Genomic DNA, 24103 nt, shown 5'->3' on the forward strand with positions numbered 1-24103 from the left:
CACGATGTCGATTCGCTTACGGCTGGTACTTTCATATATCGCCATGCTGCTCGTACCTCTCGTCCTTTCGGGGCTGGCCGTGATCCTGATCTCCATCGCAACGTTCGGCAATTTGAAGTCGGTCTTTCAGGTTGATTTCTCGCAAGGGAATCCGATTAAACGCGTCGTTGACCAAGAACTCGAAAATGTCGCTTATATGAAGGCGAAAACGGAAACCGAACCGGATGCCTTTCTCGATCCCGTATTTATTCAGGATTTGGAAGACCGGTTTCACAAAATCAATATGGGCATTATCATTCGCAAAGATAAAGAAATTGCATATAGTTCTCCCTACCTGAAAGAGGGCGAGGCGCAGAACAGCTCCAAACTTCCCGCTTTCGGCACTTCATCAGGTCAATTTCAGCGCAATCAAGGTTCTGTGTGGATAACTCGGCAGCAGGATTTTCTGTTTTCCGATAACAGCAAAGGGTCCGTCTTTGTTTTTTTGGATGGGGGGCCTTTTCAGAAATATTTGCACCAGTTTTCAAAGTCGGTTATTTTAACCTTTGTGCTCATTCTCGTCGGTACGAACGGCGTGCTGACTTATTTCGTTTCACGCAGCATTATTAAACCTCTGAGAGCGCTCAAACGAGCCGCGGAGGAAATTAAAGAAGGCAATCTCGACTTTGAGGTCGTGCCGCAATCCGATGATGAAATCGGTGAGCTTAGCAGGGCCTTCGAGGAAATGCGGCGCAAGCTGAAGAAATCCGTAGACGTTCAACTTCAATATGAAGAGAACCGCAAAGAGCTGATTTCTAATATTTCGCATGATTTGAAAACACCGGTTACGGCTATTAAAGGATACGCTCACGGTATTATGGATGGCGTCACGAATTCTCCGGATAAGTTGGATAAGTATATTCGTACGATCTATACGAAAGCGGCCGACATGGATCGGCTCATTGATGAACTGTTTCTATTCTCCAAGCTGGATCTGGGCAAAGTTCCCTTTCAATTTGAAACGGTGGATCTTGGTCAGTACGTACAGGATTGCACGCAGGAATTGCAGTTTGATATGGAGAAAAAGGGCGTTCGCTTCACGCTCACCGAGCTGCCGAAGAAGCCGTTGTTAGTAACGGCGGACCGTGATAAGCTTAGACGCGTGCTGCTGAACATTATCGAGAACGCCGTCAAATACAGTGATGAGGGCAATTGCCGCATCATCTTAACACTCAGAGAAATCGACGGCCACGCCGTCATACAAATAAAAGATTCCGGTCAAGGGATATCGGAGGAGGCGCTGCCTCATATATTTGACCGGTTTTATCGGGCCGACCCCTCGCGCAACACCGCGACAGGAGGAAGTGGGCTGGGTCTTGCGATAGCCAAACAAATTATGGAAGAGCACGGTGGACGCATCGGCGCAACGAGCATGATCGGCCAGGGCACGACCGTCTACATGGCATTACCGCTTAGTAAGCAGGAGGAGAGTCAAGGATGAGTCGGATTTTAATCATTGAGGATGAACAAAGCATCGCGGAGCTGGAGCGGGACTACCTAGAGATCAGCGGCTTTGAAGTCGATATCGAAAATAGGGGAGACAAAGGTCTTCAACTCGCGCTTTCCGCGGAGTACGATCTCATCATTCTCGATTTGATGCTGCCGAAGATCGATGGCTTTGAAATTTGCCGGCGCATACGCAGTGAGAAGGATATTCCTATTCTGATGGTTTCCGCCAAAAAGGAAGACATCGATAAAATCCGCGGTCTTGGCCTCGGCGCCGACGATTACATCATCAAGCCCTTCAGTCCCAGCGAGCTGGTGGCTAGGGTGAAAGCGCATCTTGCCCGGTACGAAAGGCTGATGGGACGGCGTGAAGCGAAGAACGACGAGGTGCGCATTCGCGGTTTGATGATTGATAAAACGGCGCGTCGCGTCTTTGTGAATGAGCGGGAAGTCGTTTTCACGACGAAAGAATTCGATCTGCTCGCGCATCTGGCAATGAACCCTAATCGCGTGTACAGCAAAGAGCAGCTGTTCGATCTCCTCTGGGGGATGGATGCCATGGGTGAAATTGCGACAGTCACGGTGCATATCCGAAAGCTGCGTGAGAAGATCGAGCAGGATCCGTCGAATCCGCAATATATTGAAACAATTTGGGGCGCGGGGTATCGGTTCCGCATTTAAGAAAAAGCCTGGAAGAGTGCGATGCAGCACTTTTCCAGGCTTTTTTGCCCGCTATGATCGGTTGTCAGGGAATCTATAGAGAAGTTGTTTCGCCATGGGCCGGGAGATTTGTCACTGCCGCCGCATTCCGCTTCAGCTTGCGTTTATCCCTCCACAAGGCCAGCCGTAGATAGAAGGATGGGACGATAATGAGCGTAAGTATCGTGGAGACAATAAGCCCTGATATAATGACGACCGCCATCGGTCGCCATAAGCTGCCTCCCATAATCGCCATGGGCAGCAGGCCGCTGATTGCGGTAGCGGACGTCATCAGAATGGGCCGGAGTCGCGCACGGCCGGATTCGGCAATGGCATCGTACAATTCCATGCCGTGATGTCTGGCGTCTTCAATAAACTCTACCAACACGATGCCGTTGCGCACGACAATCCCGGCCAGACTGACAAAGCCCATAAGCGCCATGAATCCGATTGGCGCACCAGTTACGAATAAACCAATTAGAGCGCCCCCCATGGCCAGATAAACGGTCATCATGACTAGGAACGGTATGGACAATGAATAGAACTGGATCGCAATAATGATGAAAATAAGGCATACAACCACAATCGAAAGCTTGCCGATGGAGGAGAAAGCATCGTTCCGGTCAGCGTTCTCGCCTGCAAATTCAATCGTGTAGGCGTTTGGCTTTTGCAGTTTGCTTACTTGCTGTTGCAGCTCGGCGACAATATCGGCAGGCAATCTTCCGTCCGTGTAAGCTCTTACCGTGATCGTTCGTACCAGATTGCGATGCTGCACGGAGGTGATCATGCGGTCGCTCTGCACATTGATGAACTGCTTGACCGGGTACAGCTGCCCGGATTGCGAAGGAACGAGCAGTTCTCCTATCGTTTCATTGGAAGGCGTTTGGTTTGCCTCGCTGAACAAGGTGACGGGAATATCTTCGCTGCCCAGTTGCAGCTTGGAAACTTCAATCCCGTCGGTTGCGAGTCGGGCGGTTCCCGACAAGTCCTTCTCGGTGACGCCGTAATAACGCGCTTTCTCCTGATCGAGCTGCAGATCCATGGTAAAGGTTTCATCACCGACGCTGTCGGAGACGTTGGTGGTGCCCGGGATGCTCTTCAGCATCGTTTGCAACTGTTTGGAGAGCGATGTTAGTTCATTTAAGTCCGGGCCGCTGATTCGAACGGCAATCGGCGCTCCGACAGGAGGGCCTTGTTCCAGCTCTCTGGGCAGCAACTCGATGTCCGGATATATGTGCTTGAGCTGCTCTCGCCAGTCGGATACAAGCTTGCCTGTATGGGATCGGGATTCGTCGACCTTGACGTATAATTGGCCTATTCTTGTTCCGACAGAATCGGTTTCCGCATAGTAAAACTTGGGTGTTGTCCTTCCGGCGTAGGCGGAAACGGATTGAACCCCATCCTGTTTAGCCGCCCAAACCGATAAACTTTTCATCATATCGGCGGTTTGCTTATAGTCGGCGCTTACGGGCATTTTCACATCAAGCAAAAATTCGCTTCGTTCCGCACTCGGAAAGTACTGAACACCCAGCAGCGGCAAAAGCCCATAGCTGGCCGTGCCGATGACGAGGCCTATCATTCCGGTTAACAGCGGTTTTCGCAGCAGCCGGCGGATGAGCTTTTCGTAGTACTCGCTTAGGAGCCAAATGGGTTTTCCCAAAAGTCCAGGCAGCTTATTCTGGGCGGAGACTCCTTTGCGGAGACTGCGTTCGCTGCTCCATTTACGGAAAATCGGAATGATGGTTAACGACATTGCCATTGACGCAGCTAAAGTCAAGCTGACGACGACGGGGATCGGCTTGATAAAGTCCCCGATGTTGCCTTTTAAGAAAAACAGCGGGAAAAAAGCGGCCGCTGTAGCGATCGTTGCGGTAAGAATTGAAATCGCAACTTCCTGGCTGCCTTTCAGCGAGGCGTCCAGAGGAGAATCGCCCAGAGACAATCTGCGTTCGATATTATCGTTAACGACAATGGCATCATCGACAAGAATCCCAAGTACAATGACCAGCGCGACGATGGAAATCTGATTGAGATCGATGGACGTCATACCGATCGGGAGGAAGCCGAGTGCGATGGAAACTGGAATCGCGAGCGCGACAATAATGGACGTTCCGAATGCGAGCCCCAAGATGCAGACAACGAGTACCGCAGCCATCCCGATCAGCATTTCACGCGACAAATCGGCAAACAGATGGTCGACATTTTCCTTTTGCGTAAACAACGATACCATCGTTACATGCGAGGGGAGCTGAGACTGCAGCTCGGAAACCTTGACGTCAATTCCTGCTTGCAAAGAAGGAATATTTTGTCCTTTGGCCGGATAAATGACGACGTCGACAGCGGGTTTGCCTTGATATAAAACCTCCTCCTCCGTTTTCTGGGGGCCAATTTTAACCTCTGCGACATCTTTGATGCTCAGTGAATTGCCTTGCCCTGAAGGTCGGTAAACGACCGTATCGGCAATATCTTTGGCGGACTTCCATTCGCCTGTTAATTGAACGTAAGTGTTATTATTATTGGCAACCACGTTCCCGATCGGCGTACGGTCGTGAGCGGTTGTGAGCGCCTGCATAACCAGCGGCCAAGGAAGCTGCAAGCTTTCAAGCTTCTCCTTGTTCATAATCACCTTCACTTCCTGATCGGGAAGTCCAACAATTTCAACATCGCTGACGCCGGCAACCGTGCGCAATTGATCCTTCCATGTTTCAGAAATGGGCCGCAAAGACTCTAGCTCAGAAGGGCTTTCCACAATCAAATGAATGATTTGCGCCGATGTCTTGGCCAGATCGTCATTGATTTCCGGCTGATACGCCTCTGCGGGCAGCTTGCCTTGCGCTGACTGCACCTTTTGTCTGAGCGTATCCCATGCCCGCTCGTTATCGACCCCAGGCTGCATCTCGACAGTAATGAAGGACACGTTGGTGGAAGAAGTCGAATCGATCGATTTGATCGACTCCATCTTTCTAATTTCTTCTTCCAGCGGCTTGGTGACAAGCTGCTCGACCTTCTCCGGCGATGCTCCGGGATAGATCGTCTTTACTGTAGCCATGGATACGGTAATTTCCGGATTTTCGCGCTGGCTTAACGATAAAAAGCTGAAGGCGCCCAGCAGCACGAGAACGACAAAGAAAAGCAGGGTAATTTTTTGGTATTTGATCAGTTTGGCAATCAAGCGGATTCCTCCTTCTGTCCAGCTGTTCCGGCTAGAAAACCGAAACTACTGGCCGGGCGCTACTTTCTCCATATGTTTAAGTTGGTACTGACCGGAGACGATCAGTGTCTCGCCTGCCTTAAGTCCTTGTGTGATTTCAGTCATGTCATCCTTGCTGCGGCCGAGCTTGATTGTCCTTTTTTCGGCATGGTCTCCATTCAAAATGAATACATAAGGCTCGCCATCTTCGCGCAGAATGCTGTCCGTCGGCACGGAGATAACTTGCTGTTCTCCGCCTCCAGCTAGTAGAAGCTGTACGCGCATTCCGGGTTTGAGGCGACCGTTTTCGTTCGCGGCTTCAAGTTCCAGGGAGTACGTTTTCGTCTGAGTGTTGGCCGTGTTCGCCAAATAAGTCACTTTTCCCTCATATGTATCTGGGGAATCCGAGGTGTGAAACGACAGGCTCTGCTTGCCCTGCACGAGCGGCAAGTCCGCTTCCGTTACTTCGGCGCGGATTTTGATCGGCGATTGACGCTGCACGACGCCGACTTTTTGTCCTCTGGCAAGCGTCATTCCTTCCTCAATAGGCATTTCGGTCAAAAGTCCAGACGCAGGTGCCTTGACTTCAAAGTAGGACAGGTTGACATCAGCATCCTGCAGATCAATATCGTTAGCCTGCAATTGGTATTGGATGGCGGCTAGCGGTTGGGTGTTTTGGAGCGTCTGAAGTTTCTGTTGCAACGTTTGAAGATTGAGTTTCAACGGTTTGACTTGAGATTCCAATTGCTCTTTCTGTTCTTTCGTTGCCTGCCCGGTGTCATAGTCATTTAGAACCCGGTTATATTGCTTCGTTGCATCGTCCAAGGATTGCTGGGTTATGGCAATATTGTTGGTTAATTCCAGAATGCCGTCATCCCAATCCTTTTTGGCCTTGGATAACTGTTCTTCAAGACTGGCCCTGGCATAAAGCAGTTTTTGTTTCTGGCGAAGCAAATCTTTATTATCCAGCTCGATGATCACATCATCTTTTTGAACTTGTTCCCCGCGTTTTTTCAGCACGGACTTCACATCGCCATCCGCCTTCAGCACGACATTCAACTCCAGCGAAGGAATCACATCGGCAGTGAGTGTCTTGGCACCTGCCCATGCTTGTGTGGTAACCGCAGCCGTTTTCACAGGCTTGCTCGTTACCCCGGCCGTCTGCTCGGCAGTTGTCGCGGAAGATAATTGCGCTTCATTAGAGCAGCCTGCGAGTGCAATGGCGGTCAAGATTAATAGTAAACCCGTTTTGTGCGATACGAATTTTCCGGTTGTCCTCACAAGATCATCTTTCTTTCGATTCAAACGAGTAGCCATGTTTCCCTCACGCTCCATGATTGAGCCTCCCTAGTTATTAATTAACTTTATATAAGATCAGATATAACTTAAGTATGACTTATGGTCAACTTTTTTCGATCGGTTTGAACGAGTAACAATGTTTAACCAAAACCCGTGAAATAGCCTGCCTGGTTTGTTTATTAACATTATATAAGTACATTTATAGCAATGAAATGACTTTTGGTCAATATTTATTTTGGGTTAGTGGTCATTTATTCTTTCGCGATGGCTAGCGAAAAAATGGTATTTACTAGACCTTTATTCAGACGATAGAAATAGCATATTAAATGGTAGGAATCAGGATATGAGAAGACATTGATAGGAGTTCGAATGAATCTGCTTGGGGGTGAGAGAGGAAATAGTAAAAGAACTTGTTTTAATGGATTTTTAAAAAATTTAAATGGGGTTACTGTAGAAATTTAGGGGAGAAGCGAGTTCGGAGCACTCGTTGATTCGTCAAGGAATCTTACTAGTTGGTACTGTTTTCATAATTACTGCGGAAGCGAAGTAAAGAAATAGGTGCATAATGCTATAGAAAACTATAAGACTTGGACAGAGCGCTAACTCTGGACTGGCTTTTTTGGTTATACTCATAAAACATGGTAAATAACATATCGTTATTTACATTTTAAAAATGTTAATATATTGTAAAGGCTAACTTTTAATTCAATCCGACATAGGGGAGACAACAACGATGATGCTGTCTGTAGATGTGCATGATTTAATGAAATTAGGAATCGCAGCTATTTTCGGTTTAATCATTGGTCTGGAACGGGAAATCAGAAATAAGCCACTTGGACTAAAAACTTCTTTGGTCATTTGTCTAAGTAGTTGCTTGCTGACGATTGTGTCTATTGAATCAGCGAATAAATATGCGGTACCAGGGCTGCACGTCATGGATCCTATGCGGCTTGCGGCGCAGGTAGTCAGCGGGATCGGATTTCTTGGCGCAGGAGCTATTCTTCGGAAGCATAATGATGTCATTATCGGATTAACGACGGCGGCGATGATCTGGGGAGCGGCTGGGCTTGGGATTGCCATTGGTGCTGGGTTTATTGTCGAAGCGTTTTTTGGATTACTGCTGATTATGGTGAGTGTCGTTGTTTTGCCTTACTATATTAAAAAAAGAGGGCCAAGACCGCTGTTGATGAAGGATTTGCGCGTCAGGCTCGTCGTGTCGCATGAGGGCAATTTAACGACTATTATCAAGGACATTATTGCCAGAGGGTACAAAATGAAAAGCGTACACATCAAAGAGCTGAATCACGAGCTGCAGGAGCTTAACTTCATCGTGTTCATTGACCGCAAGTATGCTTCGGAAGTATATGATGAGTTAAAGAGCATGGCGTACATTGAATTTGCCGAAGTGGAAACGTTGTAGAAGATAGGGATTGGAGCAGCGGCCTAGTGCTGCGTTCCGATCCTTTTTGTTTGGGGCCTGAAAGGGCTGCGTGGGAACTTCGTTGCATTTTGTACAACGAGAGAGTGGACTTTTGCTGTCTGCAGGGTAGTTCGTTGTACAAAATACAACGTTATCGCCCAAATGGCCGGGAAAAGGCGAATTCTGCTAAAATGGTTGCACAATGTACAACGAGAGGCTGAGACGGACCTTAATTTGAGCTATATGATTGTATAAAATGCAACTTAGGTGGGGGGTTTTTGTATGGCTAGCCGCTGCAATGTTGCGAGTACGAAGCAAAGAGGTGCGCACAGCATTGCATCCATAAGAAGCGAGCTCAGCGAAAAGCCAAAGCCCGCCAACAGTTTTAGGCCGTAATAGCGACAGCAGCAGCGAATTTTGCACCTAGCTCGCGGCATAATTTCTTTTGCTCGCTCGTCGGATTAAATTCAATTTTCAAACCGTCAAACACTTTCTCCGTACCGAGCTCGGCAAGTCTAGCCTCGATCGTATCCACGGCAGCGCCGAAGTGTGTATACGAGGAGTCGGCAGAACCGAATGCGCCGGATTTACGGCCTTTCAGATCCAGATCTTCTAATTCATCATAGAAATCCTCGAATTCGTCTGGCAGATCGCCGTCACCCCACGTGTAAGCTCCTAACAGAATGCCATCGTAGTTTTGCAATTCAATGCCGCTTGCATCCATAACGGATTTTACAACGGGCTCAATGCCTGCCTTACGGATACCCGTTGCGATTTCATCAGCAATTTCTTCCGTATTTCCTGACATGCTGGCGTACACAATAATAATTTTTGGCATGGTGTTCCCTCCACAAAATGGTTTTATAGGTATGTAGTCATCTTGTTAACGTCTCGGTGCTAGTAACCAACTTCATATTATGTGATAATGATTATCATTGTCAATATATAATTGAGAATCCAGTGAGAATAAATTGTTTTCGATCGAAAACGCAGCCGGGAAGGACTATACGACTTTGAGGAAGAAATCATGATACAATATCGAAAAATGAACTTAACACGGCCTGCAGAAAAGGGGAACTGGCATGGAGGATATTCATCTGCATTTGAAAAACCTAGGCTTCACTGAGCTGGAAGCCAAGTGCCTGCATGTGCTTGCTGAATGCGGCACACAGACGGGCTACGAAATCGCCAAGGAGCTTGGCGTTTCGCGTTCTAACGTCTACTCCGCGCTGCAGAAGCTAGCGGAGAAGGGCGCGGTGCTCACCAGCCACGGTGAGCCAACGCATTACCAAAGCGTGCCGATTGAGGAGATCGGCGAGCGTGTGGAAGCGGAGCTGCAGGCGTCGATCCGCTATGTGAAAGAGCACATGCCAAAGCAGGATGCGCACCGTTCGGAGTACTTCAGCTTGGAAGGCGACGTCAAGGTCCTCGATCGCATCCGCACGGAGCTGCGGAAGGCGAAGGAGGAGGCGCTCTGTGACCTGTGGGCGCAGGAAGCGCAGCTGCTGAAGGAAGAGCTGCGGCAGGTGCCGGCGCGAGGCGTGCGTCTGCTTGTTTCAACGATTGGCGATGCGGCGCTGCCGGGCGGGGTGCATCAGTTCCCGCATAAGCGTGATGCGGCGTGGAGCGAGCGCAAAGGGCGGAAGTTTACGCTGCTTATCGACCGCAAGCTGGCGATTGTGGGCACGCGGGGCGGCGATGAGCCTACACTCGCGATGTTGACGGAGCATCCTGCGATGGTGGAGCTGCTACTGAACAGCTTTTGGCGCGATGTGGTGATCCACGAGCTGCAGCAAGATATGGGCGCAAAGCTGGAAGATAAATATGGAAAAAATTTCAAAAAGATTATCCAGAAGTACACGGAAGGAAAAGAGAAGGGTAATCAGCTGGACGATGTTGGGAAGTCGTTGGAAAGTAAAAGCGGAGAAGGTAAGCCGCAGGAAAATAAGAACGGAGAGGGCGAGTCCCAGGAAAGTAAGAACGGAGAAGGTAAGTTACAGGAAGGTAAAAACGAAAGTAAGTCAAACGAAGAAAAGCCCAGAGCTGGCAAAGCTAGCGAAGAAAAGTCGAATGAAAGCAAATCCGGTGAAGGAAAGAGGAAGAAGAAGAAATGACGCAGCGTGACGAGGAATACTTGACGAGGGAACAGCAAGCGCACATCTTACTCGCGGCGGAGGCGCTCGTGAAGGAAAAGCTGGAACGCGATAGCAGCGGCCACGATTGGTGGCACATCTATCGCGTCGTGCAGACGACGAAGCGCATCGCCGCCCAAGAGGGCGCCGACGCTTTCGTCTGCGAGCTTGCGGCGCTGCTTCACGACGTCGTCGACGAGAAGCTGAACGCCGATCCAGCCGCCGCGCAGCGCGAGCTGGAAGCATGGTTGGCCGCCAGCGGCACGCCGGCGGCTGCGGTGGATCACGTGCTGGAGATCATCAGCACGATGTCGTTCAAAGGCGGCGCGCGTCCGCCTATGCGCACGCTGGAAGGCCAGGTCGTGCAGGATGCCGACCGGCTGGACGCAATTGGCGCGGTGGGCATCTCGCGCGTCTTCGCCTACTCGGGCTGGAAAGGCCGCCCGATTCATGATCCTTCCGTCACGGCGCGTGAGCACCTGACGGAAGCGGAGTATCGCGCGGGGAACGACACCGCGATTAATCACTTCTACGAGAAGCTCCTCAAGCTGAAGGAGCTGATGAATACCGCTTACGCCCGCCAGCTGGCGGAGGAGCGGCACCGCTTCATGGAGCAGTACCTCGAGCAGTTTTACGCGGAGTGGGAAGGCGAGCGGTAATTTTTGGCCGCGGCAGGTACGGGACTCGTGCGATACCGACTTTGGGCTGATAATTGGATCCCGCTATCGGCAAATGCAGAAATTAACGGGATGTTTTCCTGTTAATTTCACTAGGCGCATTTCAGTGGGGGCATGTTAGGGCCGCCATGCAGCGACGATACAACGCGCGCCCTGGATTCGCAAGAAAGAGAAGACCGTCTAGGCGAACTGCGAACGCCTGACGGTCTTTCTACGTTGCATAATGTACAACCTGATGTCTCAAACCAGCTCCATCGCCCCTCTATATTGTACAATTGTTGCATAAAGTACAACGAACCTCCTGGTGTTTGTAGCACGTTAGGTCCCCCTACTCACTCAAAAGACGGCTTCGTCAGCGGACAATTCGGCAAGCCGAGAATCTCCACATTATATTCAGCCAGCTTGCGCAAGAAATAGCATGTTTCGGGCAAATGATGCTCCAGGAACCGCAGGGTCAAACGGCTGAGCAGCTCAGTATGTTGATATTCCCGAATGACCTCTTCAACGACATGATAGAAGCCGATGACGGTCACGGCAACTTGTCTGGCAAACTTTTGCTGGACGGCAAAACCTGGTGCCGTGAAACGGAGGAAGCCGCGTATGGCGGTGTTTTTAACGATATGTGAGCTGAATTGCTGCGCGTACTGCTGTGTGCTTTTAAGCAGCTCCATTTCCGTAGGGTCCAAATGATTGCCCAGAAGCACGGTATGACCTAATTGATCTTCCATCCACATTTCCATCAGTGCAACAAGCGGCAGGGGCTCATACGGCACACCGTTCATCCAAGCATGCAAAATCCGGAGGTACTCGCCGTTCTCCAATAATGTCCCGTTGAAATAGACGGGCGTCAGCGAGACGACGATTTTATTTTCAATCCGTAAATGCTGCAAATAGCCCTCAAACTGATAATAACCGTGCGCTACGGGGTATATTTCTTTAGAAAGCTGAATCATCGTTTCCGAAGAGACCGGCAGTGACGGATCTGTTCTCAAAATACGATTCCGCAGTTCGGAGAATGCCGCAATGTATCGCTTGGCGATGGCAATCCACTGCACCTCTTCATTCGCAAGCGCCTCGTCCACAAATATGGCGTGATCCTGTAAGATTTCGACCCAAAACAAGTGTTCCTGCCAGGGTGTGATGGTCTCATTTAGGCTCATGGAAAGGTTCCTCCTAGGTCTCTTAACTTCGTGCCAAGCCCTGCCGATACTACACATACCGATGTGTATTCCATTGATTCGGGTTCGAGAACAGCTTTCGTCGGATTTTGTGGTAAAATAGAACGAATAGTTGTTGAAAATCGAGTGGAAAGAGATGTTATGACGATGAAAAAAGAAGCAAAGTATATAGCGACGGTTTCCTTAGGTGTGATGGGAGCAGGCTTTTTGGCTACACTTCCTGTAGCTTCCACGGTGTGGGGAGGATTTCTGCAAGGCGGTTTTGAAGCCGGGGTTGTAGGCGGATTGGCGGATTGGTTTGCGGTTAGCGCTTTGTTCCGTCACCCGATGGGCATTCCGATTCCGCATACGGCGCTGCTGCCGAAGAATCGCGAGAAAATAACGAGAGCCCTTGTCTCCACGGTCGAAAATGAGCTGCTTTCCAAAGAAACGATCCGTGCCCGCTTGCAGCAAATTCGCTTTCTCGAAAAAGGGCTGGAGCTGGCGGAAAGCCATCTAGACAGCGAGGCGCTTCACAAAGGCCTTGGCGCGCTTGCCAAACAAGCGTTGAATGCCATTGATCTTGAAAAATTAACACCTCTGCTGGCGGAGGAGATTAATAAAGCGCTCCAGGATCTTGATACGAGCCGCCTTGTTCGCGCGCTTGTAGACACGGTTATGGATGGCGGCTATGAAGGCAAAACGTTTGATTTTGTCCTAGATAAAGTGGAAGCTTGGGCTTTTAAAGCGGAGACGCGCGATCAGCTTGGGGCGATGGCACTCAAAGCTTTCGAGGGGCTTCAGTCCAATGGCTTCATGGCCTTTGCCGTGAACGCGTTCATCGGGATGGTCAATGAGGAGAAGATCGGGGGCATCATCCAGAACTTCTTGCTTTCCTACATTGAGCAAATGCGTATGAAGCAGCATCCGCGTAGAGAGGCCGTGCTTTCCTTCATCCGTAATGAGTTGAACAAGCTGGAAAGAAATCCTAAGCTTCTGGCTGAGCTGGACGCGTTAAAAACAAAGCTGCCAGACATGTTCGATCTGGACGCTAAGCTTTCAGGAATGCTGATACGGTTGAAGGCCAAGGCTGAGGACTTCGTAGAGCGGCCCGATTTCGTGCCCGTGTACGTGGTTCCGGTGATTCGGAACGTGCTTGCGTCTGTAAAAGCAAACGAAGCTTATCTGCAGCGCGGCGAGAGCTGGGTGCAAGAGCAGTTCGCTTCGTATTTGGAGAAAAATCACAGCAAAATCGGTCAACTCGTCAAGGAAAACCTGGATAAATTCGACAACGAGAAGCTGACTCAGCTCATGGAAGATAAGATTGGCAAGGACTTGCAGTGGATTCGTGTCAACGGCGCGATCTGCGGATTTATCATCGGGCTTGGCTTGGCAGGGTTAAAGATGCTGTTTTAAAGTGAACGACGACGGGATACGCCCGAGTGGAGGGGAAGCATTTTGATCGAGATTAAAGGAGTCAGCAAGACGTTCGTGCAGCGAATCGGCGGCAACTACAAGGCGCTTGACAATATCACATTAACGATAAAAAAAGGGGAGTTCGTCTCCGTGCTCGGGCCGTCTGGCTGCGGAAAATCAACGGTGCTGAACCTGGTCGCAGGCTTCGATACGCAAAGCGAAGGCACGATTGAGGTGAATGGGAAAAAGGTGACCGGAGCTGGGGCTGACCGCGTGGTCGTGTTTCAGGAGCACGGCCTGTTCCCATGGTTGACCGTGCTGGATAATGTGGCCTTCGGTCTCAAGCAGAAGGGCATCCCCAAAAAAGAGCGCCATGACCTCGCGATGGAGCAGATCAAAGCGGTGCATCTCAGCCGCTTCGCGGACCGCTACCCGCATGAGCTTTCCGGCGGTATGAAGCAGCGGGCGGCCATTGCACGAGCACTTGCGATGGACCCTGAGATTTTGCTCATGGATGAGCCGTTTGCAGCGCTGGATGAGCAGACTCGTCTTATTTTACACAAGGAATTGGAAGAAATTTGGATGCGTACGCGTAAAACGATTCTCTTCATTACCCATAACATCCGGGAAGCGGTGATCCTGTCGGATCGTGTCGTTGTGATGTCCACACGTCCCGGCACCATTAAGAAGGAGTTCACCGTACAGGCAGCAAGACCTCGGGATATCGCAGATCCTTTGCTGCATCACGTGGAGAATGCGGCGATGGACGCGCTGGCGGATGAACTCGAGAAGGTGGTAAGGGAGGAGACGGGCGATGAGTACCGCATTAAGAAGAACGATTTTTCTGGTACTGCTTCTGATAGCTTGGGAGGCGGGATTTAGGCTGTTTGATTGGGGATGGAAATTTCCTTCGCCGACCCAAACTTTGCAAGCTTTTTACGACGGATTGGTGCACGGCGAGCTGGTGGCAGCGACACTAGCCAGTATGCTCCGTTTATTGGTTTCCTTCGCACTTTCGCTTGCGATCGGGACAACGTTAGGCTTCTTATTCGCGCGCTACCGTCTGCTTGATGATACGCTTGGGTTTTTGGTTGTATCCCTGCAAACGATTCCGAGTATTGCTTGGCTGCCTTTTGCTATTATTTGGTTCGGTCTTAACGAATCTTCGGTTATTTTCATTACGACGCTGGGCGCAACCTGGACGATGGCTCTCGCGAGCCGCACCGGGATCAAGAACATCCCGCCGATTTACTTGCGCGCTGCGCAGACGATGGGAACGGGCAACGGGTTTAGGCTGTTTGTGCAAATCATGATTCCTGCGGCTTTCCCGCATCTCATCAACGGTGTTCGCACGGCATGGGCTTTCGCTTGGCGCGCCCTGGTTGCCGGGGAACTGATCGCCAAAGGGGCTGGACTCGGTCAGCTGCTGCAGGATGGCCGCAATCTAGGCGATACCTCGCTCATGCTGTGCATCGTTATTATTATTGCAGTGCTGGGTACGGTCTCTGACCACTTCTGCTTTAAGAAACTAGAAGATAAAGTGCTGGAGCGCTATGGCCTCGCCGGCTCCAAATCTTAAGCAGGGAGCGAGTCGCATGAGAAAAAAAGCATGGATGCTGCTGCTGCTTTTGTTTGTTGTTACGATGCTAAGCGCCTGTGAAGAGAAGCTCACTGCTTCCGGCAAGCCTCAGGTGGTCAGGGTTGGTGTATTTAAAAATGTCACGCATGCCGCAGCCTATATCGCGCTAGAGAATGGGTATTTTGCCCGGGAGTGGGGCAATGACGTGAAGATTGAAGTCACGGCTTTCGATAACGGATCCGACTTATCGATTGCGATGGCCACGGGGGATATCGATGTTGGTTTTGTCGGTCCCGGTCCTGCCACAACGTTCTTTCTGAAAAGCGGGAACTATCGCGTTGTCTCCGGCTCCAATAACGGCGGTGCGGTGCTTGTCGCCAGGAATGGCGCGGGAATTAACGGCGTTAAGGATTTAGTCGATAAAACGATTGCGATTCCGTCCAAAGGGAATACGAACGAGATTTCCCTCCGCATGCTGCTGCAGCAGGAAGGCATCTCGCTGGGACGCGGAGCAGGAAGCGCGCATCTCATCGTGCGCTCTCCGTCGGATGCGCTCATTTCCTTCCGTCAGAAGGAAATTGATGCGGCGCTCGTCCCCGAGCCATGGGGAACACAGATTGAGAGGGCCGGACTTGGCAAGGTTGTGGTTGATTGGCAGGCAATTCCGCCGAATCACGGTGATTACCCTACGGTGATTATGGTGGCGAGCGATAAGCTCATTGAGCGCCACAGGGATATCGTGAAGGGCGCGATCAAAGCGAACATGGACGGCATCGCGTTCATCCAGAACAATCCGGAGCAAGCCTACGAGCTCATCAATAACCAGTTGAAGCAGTACAGCGGCAAAGGGATGGACAAAGGCTTGATCAAAGCCTCGCTCAGCCGTTTGAGGCTCACTACCGATGTTGATGTGAAGGTGATGGAGGAGATGGCGAGAGTTTCTATCGCTGCCCGATATATTAAGGGCATTAAGGAAGAGGAACTTGATCTTAGTAAGTTCGTTGATCTATCCATGCTAGAAGAAGTGAAAAAAGGGAAGTAAGACAGAAGCCTGTGTCGATCCGAATCCGGATGGGTACAGGCTTTTTCAACGTAGCGCGCCGAGCCTGAGCAAAAGGCCCTCTCGGAAGCCGAGATGGCCTGGAAATGCAGTGAGACGTCCGAAAAGACCGTCTCATGGGTAAAAGCCGTGCGCGCAGCGAGATTTGCCATGCATATGGGTATCTCAAAAAAGATGTTGCCAAATACAATAAATGCCACTATACTGAAAACATTCCATATGGAAGCGATTCCAGAAAACGCTTACTTACCCATCCTCGACATGAGGATTTTTTTTCAAGGCAATCTGGAATCGATACCAGAATGGGATGAGAACACCATAGGAAGGTGGTCATGACATGGAAACGAATCTGCCGCAAGCCAGCGTCGGTACTGCGGTGAAGAAGAGAAATGCTGATCTGGGAAAACGAATACGGCAGCACAAGCATTTGTATCTCATGCTCCTTCCCTGTATTGTATTTTTCATTATTTTTTCGTATATCCCCATGGGTGGGCTAATGCTAGCCTTTAAGAATTATCAGTTTAACAAAGGGATACTTGGCAGTCCTTGGGTGGGACTCATGTATTTCAAAGCATTTTTTAACGACTATCAAAGCGCGAAGTTAATAAAAAACACACTGATTATTAGCAGTATCAAAGTTTTCCTGGGACTGCCTTTTCCGATCCTCCTCGCGTTAATGTTTAATGAGATTAGACATCGGAGATTTCGGGGCATCACCCAAAGCATTTCGTATTTGCCGCACTTCCTTTCTTGGGTAATCGTCATCGGTCTGATGCAGCGGGTACTAGCTCCCGATACAGGGCTGCTTAACGAGGCGATCCGTTTTTTCGGTGGAGACGGAAGCACCTTTTTCATGATGGAAAGCAAGTACTTTTATCCGCTCATGTTCGGAAGCCATATTTGGCAAAGTATCGGGTGGGATTCAATCATCTATTTGGCCGCTATTGCCGGCATTAATCCTGAACTGCATGAGGCTGCCAAGATAGATGGCGCTAATAAATGGCATGAAATTTGGCACGTCACCTTGCCAGGCATTCGCTTAACGATTTCCATTCTGTTTATATTATCGCTGGGTAACATTCTGCAGGCGGGATTCGATCAAATCTATCTCATGAGAACACCGGGTAACATGGAGCTGGCAGATATTCTTGATACATATATTATTCGTGTAGGACTTCAAAACGGGCAATACGGCTATGCGACGGCTGTTGGTTTGATGCAGGGCGTGATTGGATTATTGCTTGTTGTGGCTGCTAACCGGGCTTCCAAAAAGTTTTTTGACGAGTCGATATGGTAACGATACCAGATTCTTTCGCTTTTCAACTGTTGAAGTGTTGAAGATCACCGCCAGGTGTTATTCATAATATTTGATGGAAAAGGGGAGTATTGTATGAGTAAAAGATGGGTCAAATGGGTTACCATGCCTTTGGCAGTAAGCTTGCTGCTAGCGGGTTGTGAAAGCTCCGATCAACCTGTGGCCGGAGGGGACACAGCTTCTACTACACCGTCATCTGCAGCCAACAGCGGCAAGCCCGCAACTTGGATCGCAGACCGAACCATTAAAGGACTACTGTTTATTGACAGCGACGATATAACGAAAGATATTAACCCGGAGATTGCCAAAAAGCTAAAAGAAATGACAGGAATTACGTTGCAAATGGAGGGTGTAAACTCGGAGCATGCGATTGACGGTTTGATTGCAGGGCTGGCTTCCAATGATTTACCTGACTTTATCGTTTATTACTTGAATAATAGCGGACGCAAAGAAATGCCGGTCATTCTGAAAGCAGCCAAAGAAGACATGTTCACGGACCTCACTCCGCTTCTAAAAGGAACGAAGGTGTACAGCAAGTATTTGGACGATAAATATTTGCCGCTGGACACGAAAAACGGCGTGATGTTCCGTCCGGAATTTAACGGTTCCAGTTACTTTGTCCATATGAACGTTCAAAGGGAAGGCGGGTACGAAGAGCGCAAGTATGTTTCTGGTCCTTATATCCGCAAAGATATTGCTGAGAAGCTGAACGTTGATCCTCGAACGATTAAAACAACGGATCAAGTGTACGAATTGGCTCAGAAGATCAAAGAGGGCAATTTCAAGGATAAAAACGGAAAAGATATTACGCCGCTAGGGCCTCGATATTGGGGGAACAGCAATCATGAGAATGGATCCTTATTCAATGGATTGACGTGGGGGGCGATTGATCAAGGCTTCGACAAGAACAAGGACGGCAAAATCGTACACGAGAGCAAGACGGAATATCCACTGAAGCGGATTGAATTCGTGCAGAAGCTTTTGAAGGAAAAGTTGATGGTGCCTGATTACTACGCCATGCAGGAAAATAAAGCGACGGAAGGAGCAATTAACGGGTCATTTGGCATTATCGGCGATATGCATAACTATCTGGACTTCAATAAGGATATGAGCTATATCCCACTCGGTCCTATGAATTTTGTGGATGGAACGTACCGGATGAACGTGGATTATAAGAGCGGGTATATGGCCTGGTCGATTCCGAAAACAACGAAAAACCCGCAGGATGTCGTCAAATTTGCCGATTTCCTGGCCAGTCGTGAAGGCAAGCTGCTCTGGCAGTACGGTCTGGAAGGAAGAGACTACACGCTGGATGCCAAGGGCAATCCTTTAGTCAAAAAAGAAGTGATGGAGCTTCGGAACAAAGATCCGAAGGCGGCCAAAGAGCTGGGCTTTGACGGCGCAGGCAATGGTTGGGGCGGCTATCTTGGCAGTACGGATATCAACCGACTAGGAGATTTCGGTGAAATGCAGTATGGCGATGCGGTTTCTCCGGAAGCCAACGCAACTCCGCTGAAAATCGCCGATTACTGGGGCTACGATGAGAAAAAGAAAAACGCCATTATTAACGACGGCTATCGTCCGCTTTCATTCATTAATGAGCTTCCGACAGGCAATGAGTTAAAAACAGCTTTATCGAACTACAATGAAAGCATCATTCGTGCCTTCTACGCCAAGAACATGGATGAAGCTCAAAAAATTCTGGAATCTTCAAAGAAGCAGCTCCAGGCTGCGGGCTTAGACAAATTCGAAGAACTGCTTCAGAAGAAGGACAGCGATCCTAAAACGAAAGTGATTCTTAAATAGTCGAACGTTGAGTTAGGAAGCCGGCGCTCCCGCAGGGATAGCGGGAGTGCACTTCTAGTACGGGGAGAGATTAACGTGGGTAATGAATTCTATAAGCTCTCAGCAGGTGAAAAAATATTTAAGTTCGTTAACTATGCTCTCATTATTCTCCTGTGCCTGTCCATCGTACTGCCTTTTCTGAATATATTGGCACTGTCCTTTAACGCGGGCAAGGATGCGGAAAGAGGGGGCATCTACTTCTGGCCCCGTGTATGGACGCTAGAAAATTACCGAGAAGTGTTTACGTCAGCTAATATCGGCAAAGCATTTGCCATTTCCATATTTCGTACGGCTCTGGGGACTGTTGCAGGCGTGTTTTTGTCAGCGATGGCTGCCTATACGCTAAAAAGCAAAACGATGCCGGGCGTGCGATTTTTTACCCTGATGGTCTTCTTTACGATGCTGTTCTCCGGCGGCATAATTCCATATTATATGCTGCTCAAAAGCCTGCATTTGACGAATACCATCTGGGTCTATGTCCTTCCGGGGCTATATAGTGCGTGGAATTTGATCATCATGCGCACTTTTTTTCAGCAAATCAGCATCAGTCTGGAGGAGTCAGCGAAGCTTGATGGCTGCAGTGATTTTGGTATTTTTATGCGGATTATCATGCCGCTTAGTAAGCCTGTGCTGGCAACGATCTCTTTATTTACCGCAGTGAGTCATTGGAATGATTGGTTCACGGGTGCCTTTTTTGTCAGAACCGCTTCGATTAGGCCGTTATCTACCTTGCTGCAGGAGATGTTGACCAAACAGGATGCCATTCGGGAGTCCCTGATGCAGGCAGCCGGTTCGACACAGTATCAAATGCTTGAGCGGATGCAGCTAACGGGCGATTCTCTGAAAATGGCGACGATTATCGTGGTGGTAGCGCCGATTATTGCGGCATATCCATTTATACAGAAGTATTTTGCAAAGGGCGCAATGATCGGTTCGGTCAAAGAATAAACGGCTGGATGCCAAATAATTGATGATCTTCGATCAAGCCCATTGTATGATAAAATGTATAAAAATGTTCTGTTGAAAAACAGAGAATCATGTTCGTGCGGCGAGTAAGGAAGGATGATAATCATGGCGCCTAAAATAAAAGATGTAGCCAAAAAAGCGGGAGTATCCGTCACTACCGTATCCAGGGTGTTAAACGGAGAAAAATACGTAAAGGACGATCTGAAGGCCAAAGTGAAGCGAGCAATTGATGAGCTGGGTTATGCGCCTAGCCATATCGCGAGGAGCTTGGTGCGGAGGAAAACGAACCTGATTGGCGTCATTGTTCCCGATCTGACCTCAAGTTTCTATTCCACAATATTGAGCAGCATCGAGGAAACGGCAAGCTTGAATGATTACAACCTACTGGTCTGCAACATTAACGAGGATACGGATAAAGAGCTTAAATACTTGAATGTGTTTAAAGAAATGCGGGTAGACGGAATTATTATTATGCATGAAAAATTAAGCGATGACATTCGTAATTTTATTACTAAATTGGACATTCCGGTCATTTTCTCAAGCGTAAGGCCCGTAGATCATAAGTTCGTGTCTGTCATTATAGATGATTACGAGGCGGCGTATGACGCAACGCGGTATCTAATTGAGCTCGGACATGAGCGAATTGCTTTTATTGGCGGAGATATGAGGGACATCACATCCGGGCAAAACCGTTATTCCGGTTACCGCAATGCTCTCACCGATCAGCGAGTTCGAATGAGGTATGATTACATCCGGTTCGGCGACTACAAGACGCGAAGCGGATATGATTTGATGAAGGAGCTGCTGGCCTGTGAGCCACGTCCCACAGCTTTATTTGCGGTTAGTGACGACATGGCGGTCGGAGCGATGAATTGCGTTCATGATCATCAGCTCAAGGTTCCGGATGATATCTCGATCATTGGATTCGATGGAAGCCAACTGACGGAGCTCGTTCGCCCGCGATTGTCCTCCATGGAGCAGCCTATTCAGGAAATGGGCAAGACTACCGTTGAAACGCTAATTGATTTGATTTCAGATGAAACTGGCACTCAGCGGGAAGATTTGATATTGGGACATAAACTTGTCGTACGCGACAGCTGCAAGGCATATCAAAAAGAGAGATAGGCAGAGAACTGAGCGGAAGAGGGAGTGCAGAGTGAAACAGTTTGATGCGGTTGTCATTGGCGATGCGAATATTGATCTTGTAGTAGTGGGCTGTAATCAAATCCCTCAACCGGGACAAGAAATTTATGTGGATAATATGATGATGCATGTTGGCGGAGGCGCTGCCTTATTCACGATTTCATTAGCCAAGCTCGGTCTGCATGTCGCATTTGACGGGGTTCTTGGAGATGATGGCTACGGTCATTATATCCGGGAGCATTTTGCTCAATATGGTATCGATACCAGTATGGTCAGGACCAGCGAAACGAGCCGCACAGGCATCTCGATTGCCATTAACCCCGAGGTGGATCGTTCGTTCATTACCTATGTAGGATCTAATGCTGAGCTGCAAGTAGGAGAGTTGGATTTGGCTCAAATCGCGTTAGGCAGACATGCTCATGTTACCGGCTATCGAGGGCGGCGCAATCATGAGGAATTCGTGGCAATGGCTAGAAAATTGAAAGAGGCGGGAGTCACCTTGTCTTGCGATGTAGGATGGGATGATACCGGCGAATGGTATTCCGGCGTTTTTGAGTTAATGCGTTATGTGGATGTTTTTTTGATGAACGAAACGGAAGCGCTTCATTATACAGGCTTTGAGCGCATCGATGACAGCTTAAGCTATATGTCTGGCTTCTGTAATCATGTCGTTGTTAAGCTTGGACCCAGAGGAGCTGTAGCGATGAAAGACGGCCTGCAAACGGCCAGCCCCGGATTCTCGGTCGAAGCCGTTGATACGACGGGAGCAGGTGATTCGTTTAATGCGGGCTACATATTTGGCTTTTTGGCGGGGCTTGATGTGGAGACATGCCTGCTATATGGCAATGGTTGCGGAGCATTGTCTGTTGGAGCTTACGGCGGCAGCACAGGAACTCCGGACAGGGAGGGTCTTGAAGCTTTTATCAGGCAAAACAAAGTATCCGGTGAGGAGAAATCAATATGAACTATATGCATATACAAGGTGTGGATAAAGCCATCTCCCGTTTGATTATGGGGACTGGGGATCTAAGGAAATTGGAGGAGCCCGAACGGATGATGCTGGATGCCTACATACGTGCAGGGGGCAACACCTTCGATACGGCTCACCAATACAGGAATAAAGAAGTGATCCTCGGCCAGTGGCTTGCAGAAAAAAAACTCCGAGAGAAGGTCGTCATTCTCACCAAAGGGGCACATCACGACGATGGCAGCCCGGGTCCGCGAGTGAATCCGCAGGCGATCCGAAAGGATCTGACGGAGAGTCTGGAAAGATTAGGTACGGATTATGTCGACCTGTATGCTCTCCATCGCGATGATCCGGATGCAGCAGTAGGCCCGATCATGGAAGAATTAAATGAGCACATTCGCGCTTCGCGCATACGGGCTATAGGGGCTTCAAACTGGACCCGCCGACGCATTCAAGAAGCGAATGAATATGCCGCCTCCCATGGGTTGATCGGGTTTACGTTTAGCTCCCCGAACCTGAGCCTTGCCAAACCGAAGGAGCCCAGATGGGAGGGCTGCGTATCGGCAGACGGGGGCACCTGTGCTTGGCATGCAGGCAATCAACTGCCGCTCCTTGCGTGGTCTTCGCAGGCAGGAGGATTTTTCTCAGGGCATTTTACGCCGGACAACCAAACGAATCCGGACATGGTTAGGGTTTACTATAGCGATGACAATTGGGAGCGCTATCGGCGCGCGGCCAAGCTTGCCGCGGAGAAGAACGTCAGTCCGATTCAAATTGCGTTAGCCTATGTGCTGAATCAGTCTTTTCCGACCTGTGCCATCATTGGTCCGAAAAATCCTGAAGAGCTGCACACTTCTATAGAAGCTATGCAGATTCAATTTACTCCGCAAGAGCTTGCCTGGTTGAATCTAGAAAGGGAGGGAGCTGCGCAATGATCAGAGACAAACTGGCAGCACAGCTGTATACATTAAGAAACGAGCTTAAACAGGATTTTCCAGGCGTGTTAAGAGAGTTGAAAAAGATGGGGTGGGCAGCCGTTCAAATTGACGGTTTACACGGCTATCCTGCTTCTGACATAGCAGCTGTCATGAAAGAAACCGGATTGCGTACGGCAGGCATGCACGTCGGCTTAGAGCGGATGAAAACCGATCTTGAGGCCGTGTTGGAGGAAGCAAGGCTGTTCGATACCAAGGATTTGATCTGTCATTCCCTGCCGAACGGACTGCAAAATCCGGAAGGTTATCTCAGCGTACGAAATGATTTGCATAACGTTGCCTCGCAGGTACGCGCATTAGGCTATCGCGTCGGTTATCATAATCATGATTTTGAATTCCATACGATCATTGAAGGAAAGTTTGCGCTCGAATTTTTGCTTGAAGACCCGGCTGTTTACCCGGAAATCGATACGTACTGGGTCCAAAAGGCAGGCCAGGATCCTCTGTCCTTCATTAGCAATTATGCGTTTCGCATGCCGATTCTTCATTTGAAAGATATGACCTCTGACGGTAGGCAATATTTTGCCGAGATCGGTACGGGGCTCATCGATTTTGCGCCGATTCTGAAGTGGGGACTTCACAATGGCGTTGAATGGTTCGCCGTTGAGCAGGACTACTGTCCGGGGAGTCCAATGGATAGTTTAGCGATTAGCTTAGCCCATTTGTTGGAGCTGGAGAGAAATCTGGATTCATTATAGAAGGCTAACCATTAATCCCTGGTTGACCTAATCATACGAAGAGGCTGTCTCCGTAGTGAA

20 protein-coding genes are annotated in these 24103 nt (G+C 49.3%); 16 read left to right on the forward strand and 4 right to left on the reverse strand.

What is annotated here, in order from left to right; all coding sequences use genetic code 11:
• Positions 1–4: 4 nt before the first annotated feature.
• A complete protein-coding gene (locus tag J2Z65_RS21050) occupies positions 5–1480 on the forward strand; it encodes a sensor histidine kinase (protein ID WP_167051747.1) in 1476 nt (491 codons plus the stop codon).
• Positions 1477–2166: a response regulator transcription factor gene (locus tag J2Z65_RS21055; protein ID WP_167051750.1), complete on the forward strand. Its 690-nt coding sequence runs from the start codon at positions 1477–1479 to the stop codon at positions 2164–2166. Before J2Z65_RS21050 ends, J2Z65_RS21055 begins: the two co-directional genes overlap by 4 nt.
• Before the next feature lie 73 nt (positions 2167–2239).
• Here the strand turns inward: J2Z65_RS21055 and J2Z65_RS21060 are convergent, their stop codons facing one another.
• Positions 2240–5356, reverse strand: coding sequence for an efflux RND transporter permease subunit (locus J2Z65_RS21060; protein ID WP_167051752.1), 3117 nt, complete (start codon positions 5354–5356; stop codon positions 2240–2242).
• Between the two features lie 45 nt (positions 5357–5401).
• Positions 5402–6709, reverse strand: a complete 1308-nt coding sequence (locus J2Z65_RS21065) for an efflux RND transporter periplasmic adaptor subunit (protein ID WP_167051754.1) — start codon at positions 6707–6709, stop codon at positions 5402–5404.
• A gap of 697 nt (positions 6710–7406) precedes the next feature.
• Here J2Z65_RS21065 and J2Z65_RS21070 point away from each other — a divergent pair.
• Positions 7407–8093 (forward strand): MgtC/SapB family protein, encoded by a 687-nt coding sequence (locus J2Z65_RS21070; protein WP_167051756.1) that lies wholly within the window; start codon positions 7407–7409, stop codon positions 8091–8093.
• Positions 8094–8478: 385 nt separating this feature from the next.
• Here J2Z65_RS21070 and J2Z65_RS21075 read toward each other — a convergent pair whose 3' ends face one another.
• Complete coding sequence (locus J2Z65_RS21075) at positions 8479–8931, reverse strand: flavodoxin (RefSeq protein ID WP_167051758.1); 453 nt, start codon at positions 8929–8931, stop codon at positions 8479–8481.
• 244 nt (positions 8932–9175) lie between these two features.
• Between J2Z65_RS21075 and J2Z65_RS21080 the strand changes: the two genes are divergently transcribed.
• Positions 9176–10207, forward strand: coding sequence for a TrmB family transcriptional regulator (locus tag J2Z65_RS21080; RefSeq protein WP_167051760.1), 1032 nt, complete (start codon positions 9176–9178; stop codon positions 10205–10207).
• Positions 10204–10884 (forward strand): HD domain-containing protein, encoded by a 681-nt coding sequence (locus J2Z65_RS21085; RefSeq protein ID WP_167051762.1) that lies wholly within the window; start codon positions 10204–10206, stop codon positions 10882–10884. The genes J2Z65_RS21080 and J2Z65_RS21085 overlap by 4 nt, the downstream gene beginning before the upstream one ends.
• Positions 10885–11234: 350 nt before the next feature.
• Here J2Z65_RS21085 and J2Z65_RS21090 read toward each other — a convergent pair whose 3' ends face one another.
• Complete coding sequence (locus J2Z65_RS21090; protein ID WP_167051764.1) at positions 11235–12062, reverse strand: DUF2935 domain-containing protein; 828 nt, start codon at positions 12060–12062, stop codon at positions 11235–11237.
• Between the two features lie 165 nt (positions 12063–12227).
• Between J2Z65_RS21090 and J2Z65_RS21095 the strand changes: the two genes are divergently transcribed.
• From J2Z65_RS21095 to J2Z65_RS21145, 11 genes are all read left to right on the forward strand, one after another.
• Positions 12228–13475: a DUF445 domain-containing protein gene (locus J2Z65_RS21095; RefSeq protein ID WP_167051766.1), complete on the forward strand. Its 1248-nt coding sequence runs from the start codon at positions 12228–12230 to the stop codon at positions 13473–13475.
• A gap of 42 nt (positions 13476–13517) precedes the next feature.
• Entirely contained in the window at positions 13518–14357 is an 840-nt protein-coding gene (locus tag J2Z65_RS21100) for an ABC transporter ATP-binding protein (RefSeq protein ID WP_167051768.1), read from the forward strand.
• Positions 14290–15054 carry an ABC transporter permease gene (locus J2Z65_RS21105; protein ID WP_167051770.1) on the forward strand — a complete coding sequence of 255 codons (765 nt, stop codon included), beginning with the start codon at positions 14290–14292 and terminating at the stop codon, positions 15052–15054. Before J2Z65_RS21100 ends, J2Z65_RS21105 begins: the two co-directional genes overlap by 68 nt.
• Positions 15055–15070: 16 nt before the next feature.
• Positions 15071–16096 (forward strand): ABC transporter substrate-binding protein, encoded by a 1026-nt coding sequence (locus J2Z65_RS21110; protein WP_167051772.1) that lies wholly within the window; start codon positions 15071–15073, stop codon positions 16094–16096.
• Between the two features lie 454 nt (positions 16097–16550).
• On the forward strand, positions 16551–17411 hold the full coding sequence (locus J2Z65_RS21115; protein ID WP_420850751.1) for an ABC transporter permease: 861 nt from the start codon (positions 16551–16553) through the stop codon (positions 17409–17411).
• Positions 17412–17504: 93 nt separating this feature from the next.
• Complete coding sequence (locus J2Z65_RS21120; RefSeq protein WP_167051776.1) at positions 17505–19235, forward strand: extracellular solute-binding protein; 1731 nt, start codon at positions 17505–17507, stop codon at positions 19233–19235.
• Between the two features lie 75 nt (positions 19236–19310).
• Positions 19311–20222: a carbohydrate ABC transporter permease gene (locus J2Z65_RS21125; protein WP_209856066.1), complete on the forward strand. Its 912-nt coding sequence runs from the start codon at positions 19311–19313 to the stop codon at positions 20220–20222.
• A 123-nt stretch (positions 20223–20345) separates the two neighbouring features.
• Positions 20346–21365: a LacI family DNA-binding transcriptional regulator gene (locus tag J2Z65_RS21130; RefSeq protein WP_167051778.1), complete on the forward strand. Its 1020-nt coding sequence runs from the start codon at positions 20346–20348 to the stop codon at positions 21363–21365.
• Positions 21366–21396: 31 nt separating this feature from the next.
• Entirely contained in the window at positions 21397–22347 is a 951-nt protein-coding gene (locus J2Z65_RS21135; protein ID WP_167051780.1) for a PfkB family carbohydrate kinase, read from the forward strand.
• Positions 22344–23285, forward strand: a complete 942-nt coding sequence (locus tag J2Z65_RS21140; protein ID WP_167051782.1) for an aldo/keto reductase — start codon at positions 22344–22346, stop codon at positions 23283–23285. Before J2Z65_RS21135 ends, J2Z65_RS21140 begins: the two co-directional genes overlap by 4 nt.
• On the forward strand, positions 23282–24043 hold the full coding sequence (locus J2Z65_RS21145) for a sugar phosphate isomerase/epimerase family protein (RefSeq protein WP_193580734.1): 762 nt from the start codon (positions 23282–23284) through the stop codon (positions 24041–24043). The genes J2Z65_RS21140 and J2Z65_RS21145 overlap by 4 nt, the downstream gene beginning before the upstream one ends.
• Positions 24044–24103 lie beyond the last annotated feature (60 nt).

It is taken from the genome of Paenibacillus aceris (genome assembly GCF_017874035.1).
GTDB lineage: Bacteria > Bacillota > Bacilli > Paenibacillales > NBRC-103111 > Paenibacillus_E > Paenibacillus_E aceris.

Bases quoted from the DNA above. Each gene is read 5' to 3' on its own strand.
- J2Z65_RS21050 (WP_167051747.1), top strand. From the start codon at position 5: ATGTCGATTCGCTTACGGCTGGTACTTTCATATATCGCCATGCTGCTC.
- J2Z65_RS21055 (WP_167051750.1), top strand. From the start codon at position 1,477: ATGAGTCGGATTTTAATCATTGAGGATGAACAAAGCATCGCGGAGCTG.
- J2Z65_RS21065 (WP_167051754.1), bottom strand. From the start codon at position 6,709: ATGGAGCGTGAGGGAAACATGGCTACTCGTTTGAATCGAAAGAAAGAT.
- J2Z65_RS21070 (WP_167051756.1), top strand. From the start codon at position 7,407: ATGATGCTGTCTGTAGATGTGCATGATTTAATGAAATTAGGAATCGCA.
- J2Z65_RS21075 (WP_167051758.1), bottom strand. From the start codon at position 8,931: ATGCCAAAAATTATTATTGTGTACGCCAGCATGTCAGGAAATACGGAA.
- J2Z65_RS21080 (WP_167051760.1), top strand. From the start codon at position 9,176: ATGGAGGATATTCATCTGCATTTGAAAAACCTAGGCTTCACTGAGCTG.
- J2Z65_RS21085 (WP_167051762.1), top strand. From the start codon at position 10,204: ATGACGCAGCGTGACGAGGAATACTTGACGAGGGAACAGCAAGCGCAC.
- J2Z65_RS21090 (WP_167051764.1), bottom strand. From the start codon at position 12,062: ATGAGCCTAAATGAGACCATCACACCCTGGCAGGAACACTTGTTTTGG.
- J2Z65_RS21095 (WP_167051766.1), top strand. From the start codon at position 12,228: ATGAAAAAAGAAGCAAAGTATATAGCGACGGTTTCCTTAGGTGTGATG.
- J2Z65_RS21105 (WP_167051770.1), top strand. From the start codon at position 14,290: ATGAGTACCGCATTAAGAAGAACGATTTTTCTGGTACTGCTTCTGATA.
- J2Z65_RS21110 (WP_167051772.1), top strand. From the start codon at position 15,071: ATGAGAAAAAAAGCATGGATGCTGCTGCTGCTTTTGTTTGTTGTTACG.
- J2Z65_RS21115 (WP_420850751.1), top strand. From the start codon at position 16,551: ATGCTCCTTCCCTGTATTGTATTTTTCATTATTTTTTCGTATATCCCC.
- J2Z65_RS21120 (WP_167051776.1), top strand. From the start codon at position 17,505: ATGAGTAAAAGATGGGTCAAATGGGTTACCATGCCTTTGGCAGTAAGC.
- J2Z65_RS21130 (WP_167051778.1), top strand. From the start codon at position 20,346: ATGGCGCCTAAAATAAAAGATGTAGCCAAAAAAGCGGGAGTATCCGTC.
- J2Z65_RS21140 (WP_167051782.1), top strand. From the start codon at position 22,344: ATGAACTATATGCATATACAAGGTGTGGATAAAGCCATCTCCCGTTTG.
- J2Z65_RS21145 (WP_193580734.1), top strand. From the start codon at position 23,282: ATGATCAGAGACAAACTGGCAGCACAGCTGTATACATTAAGAAACGAG.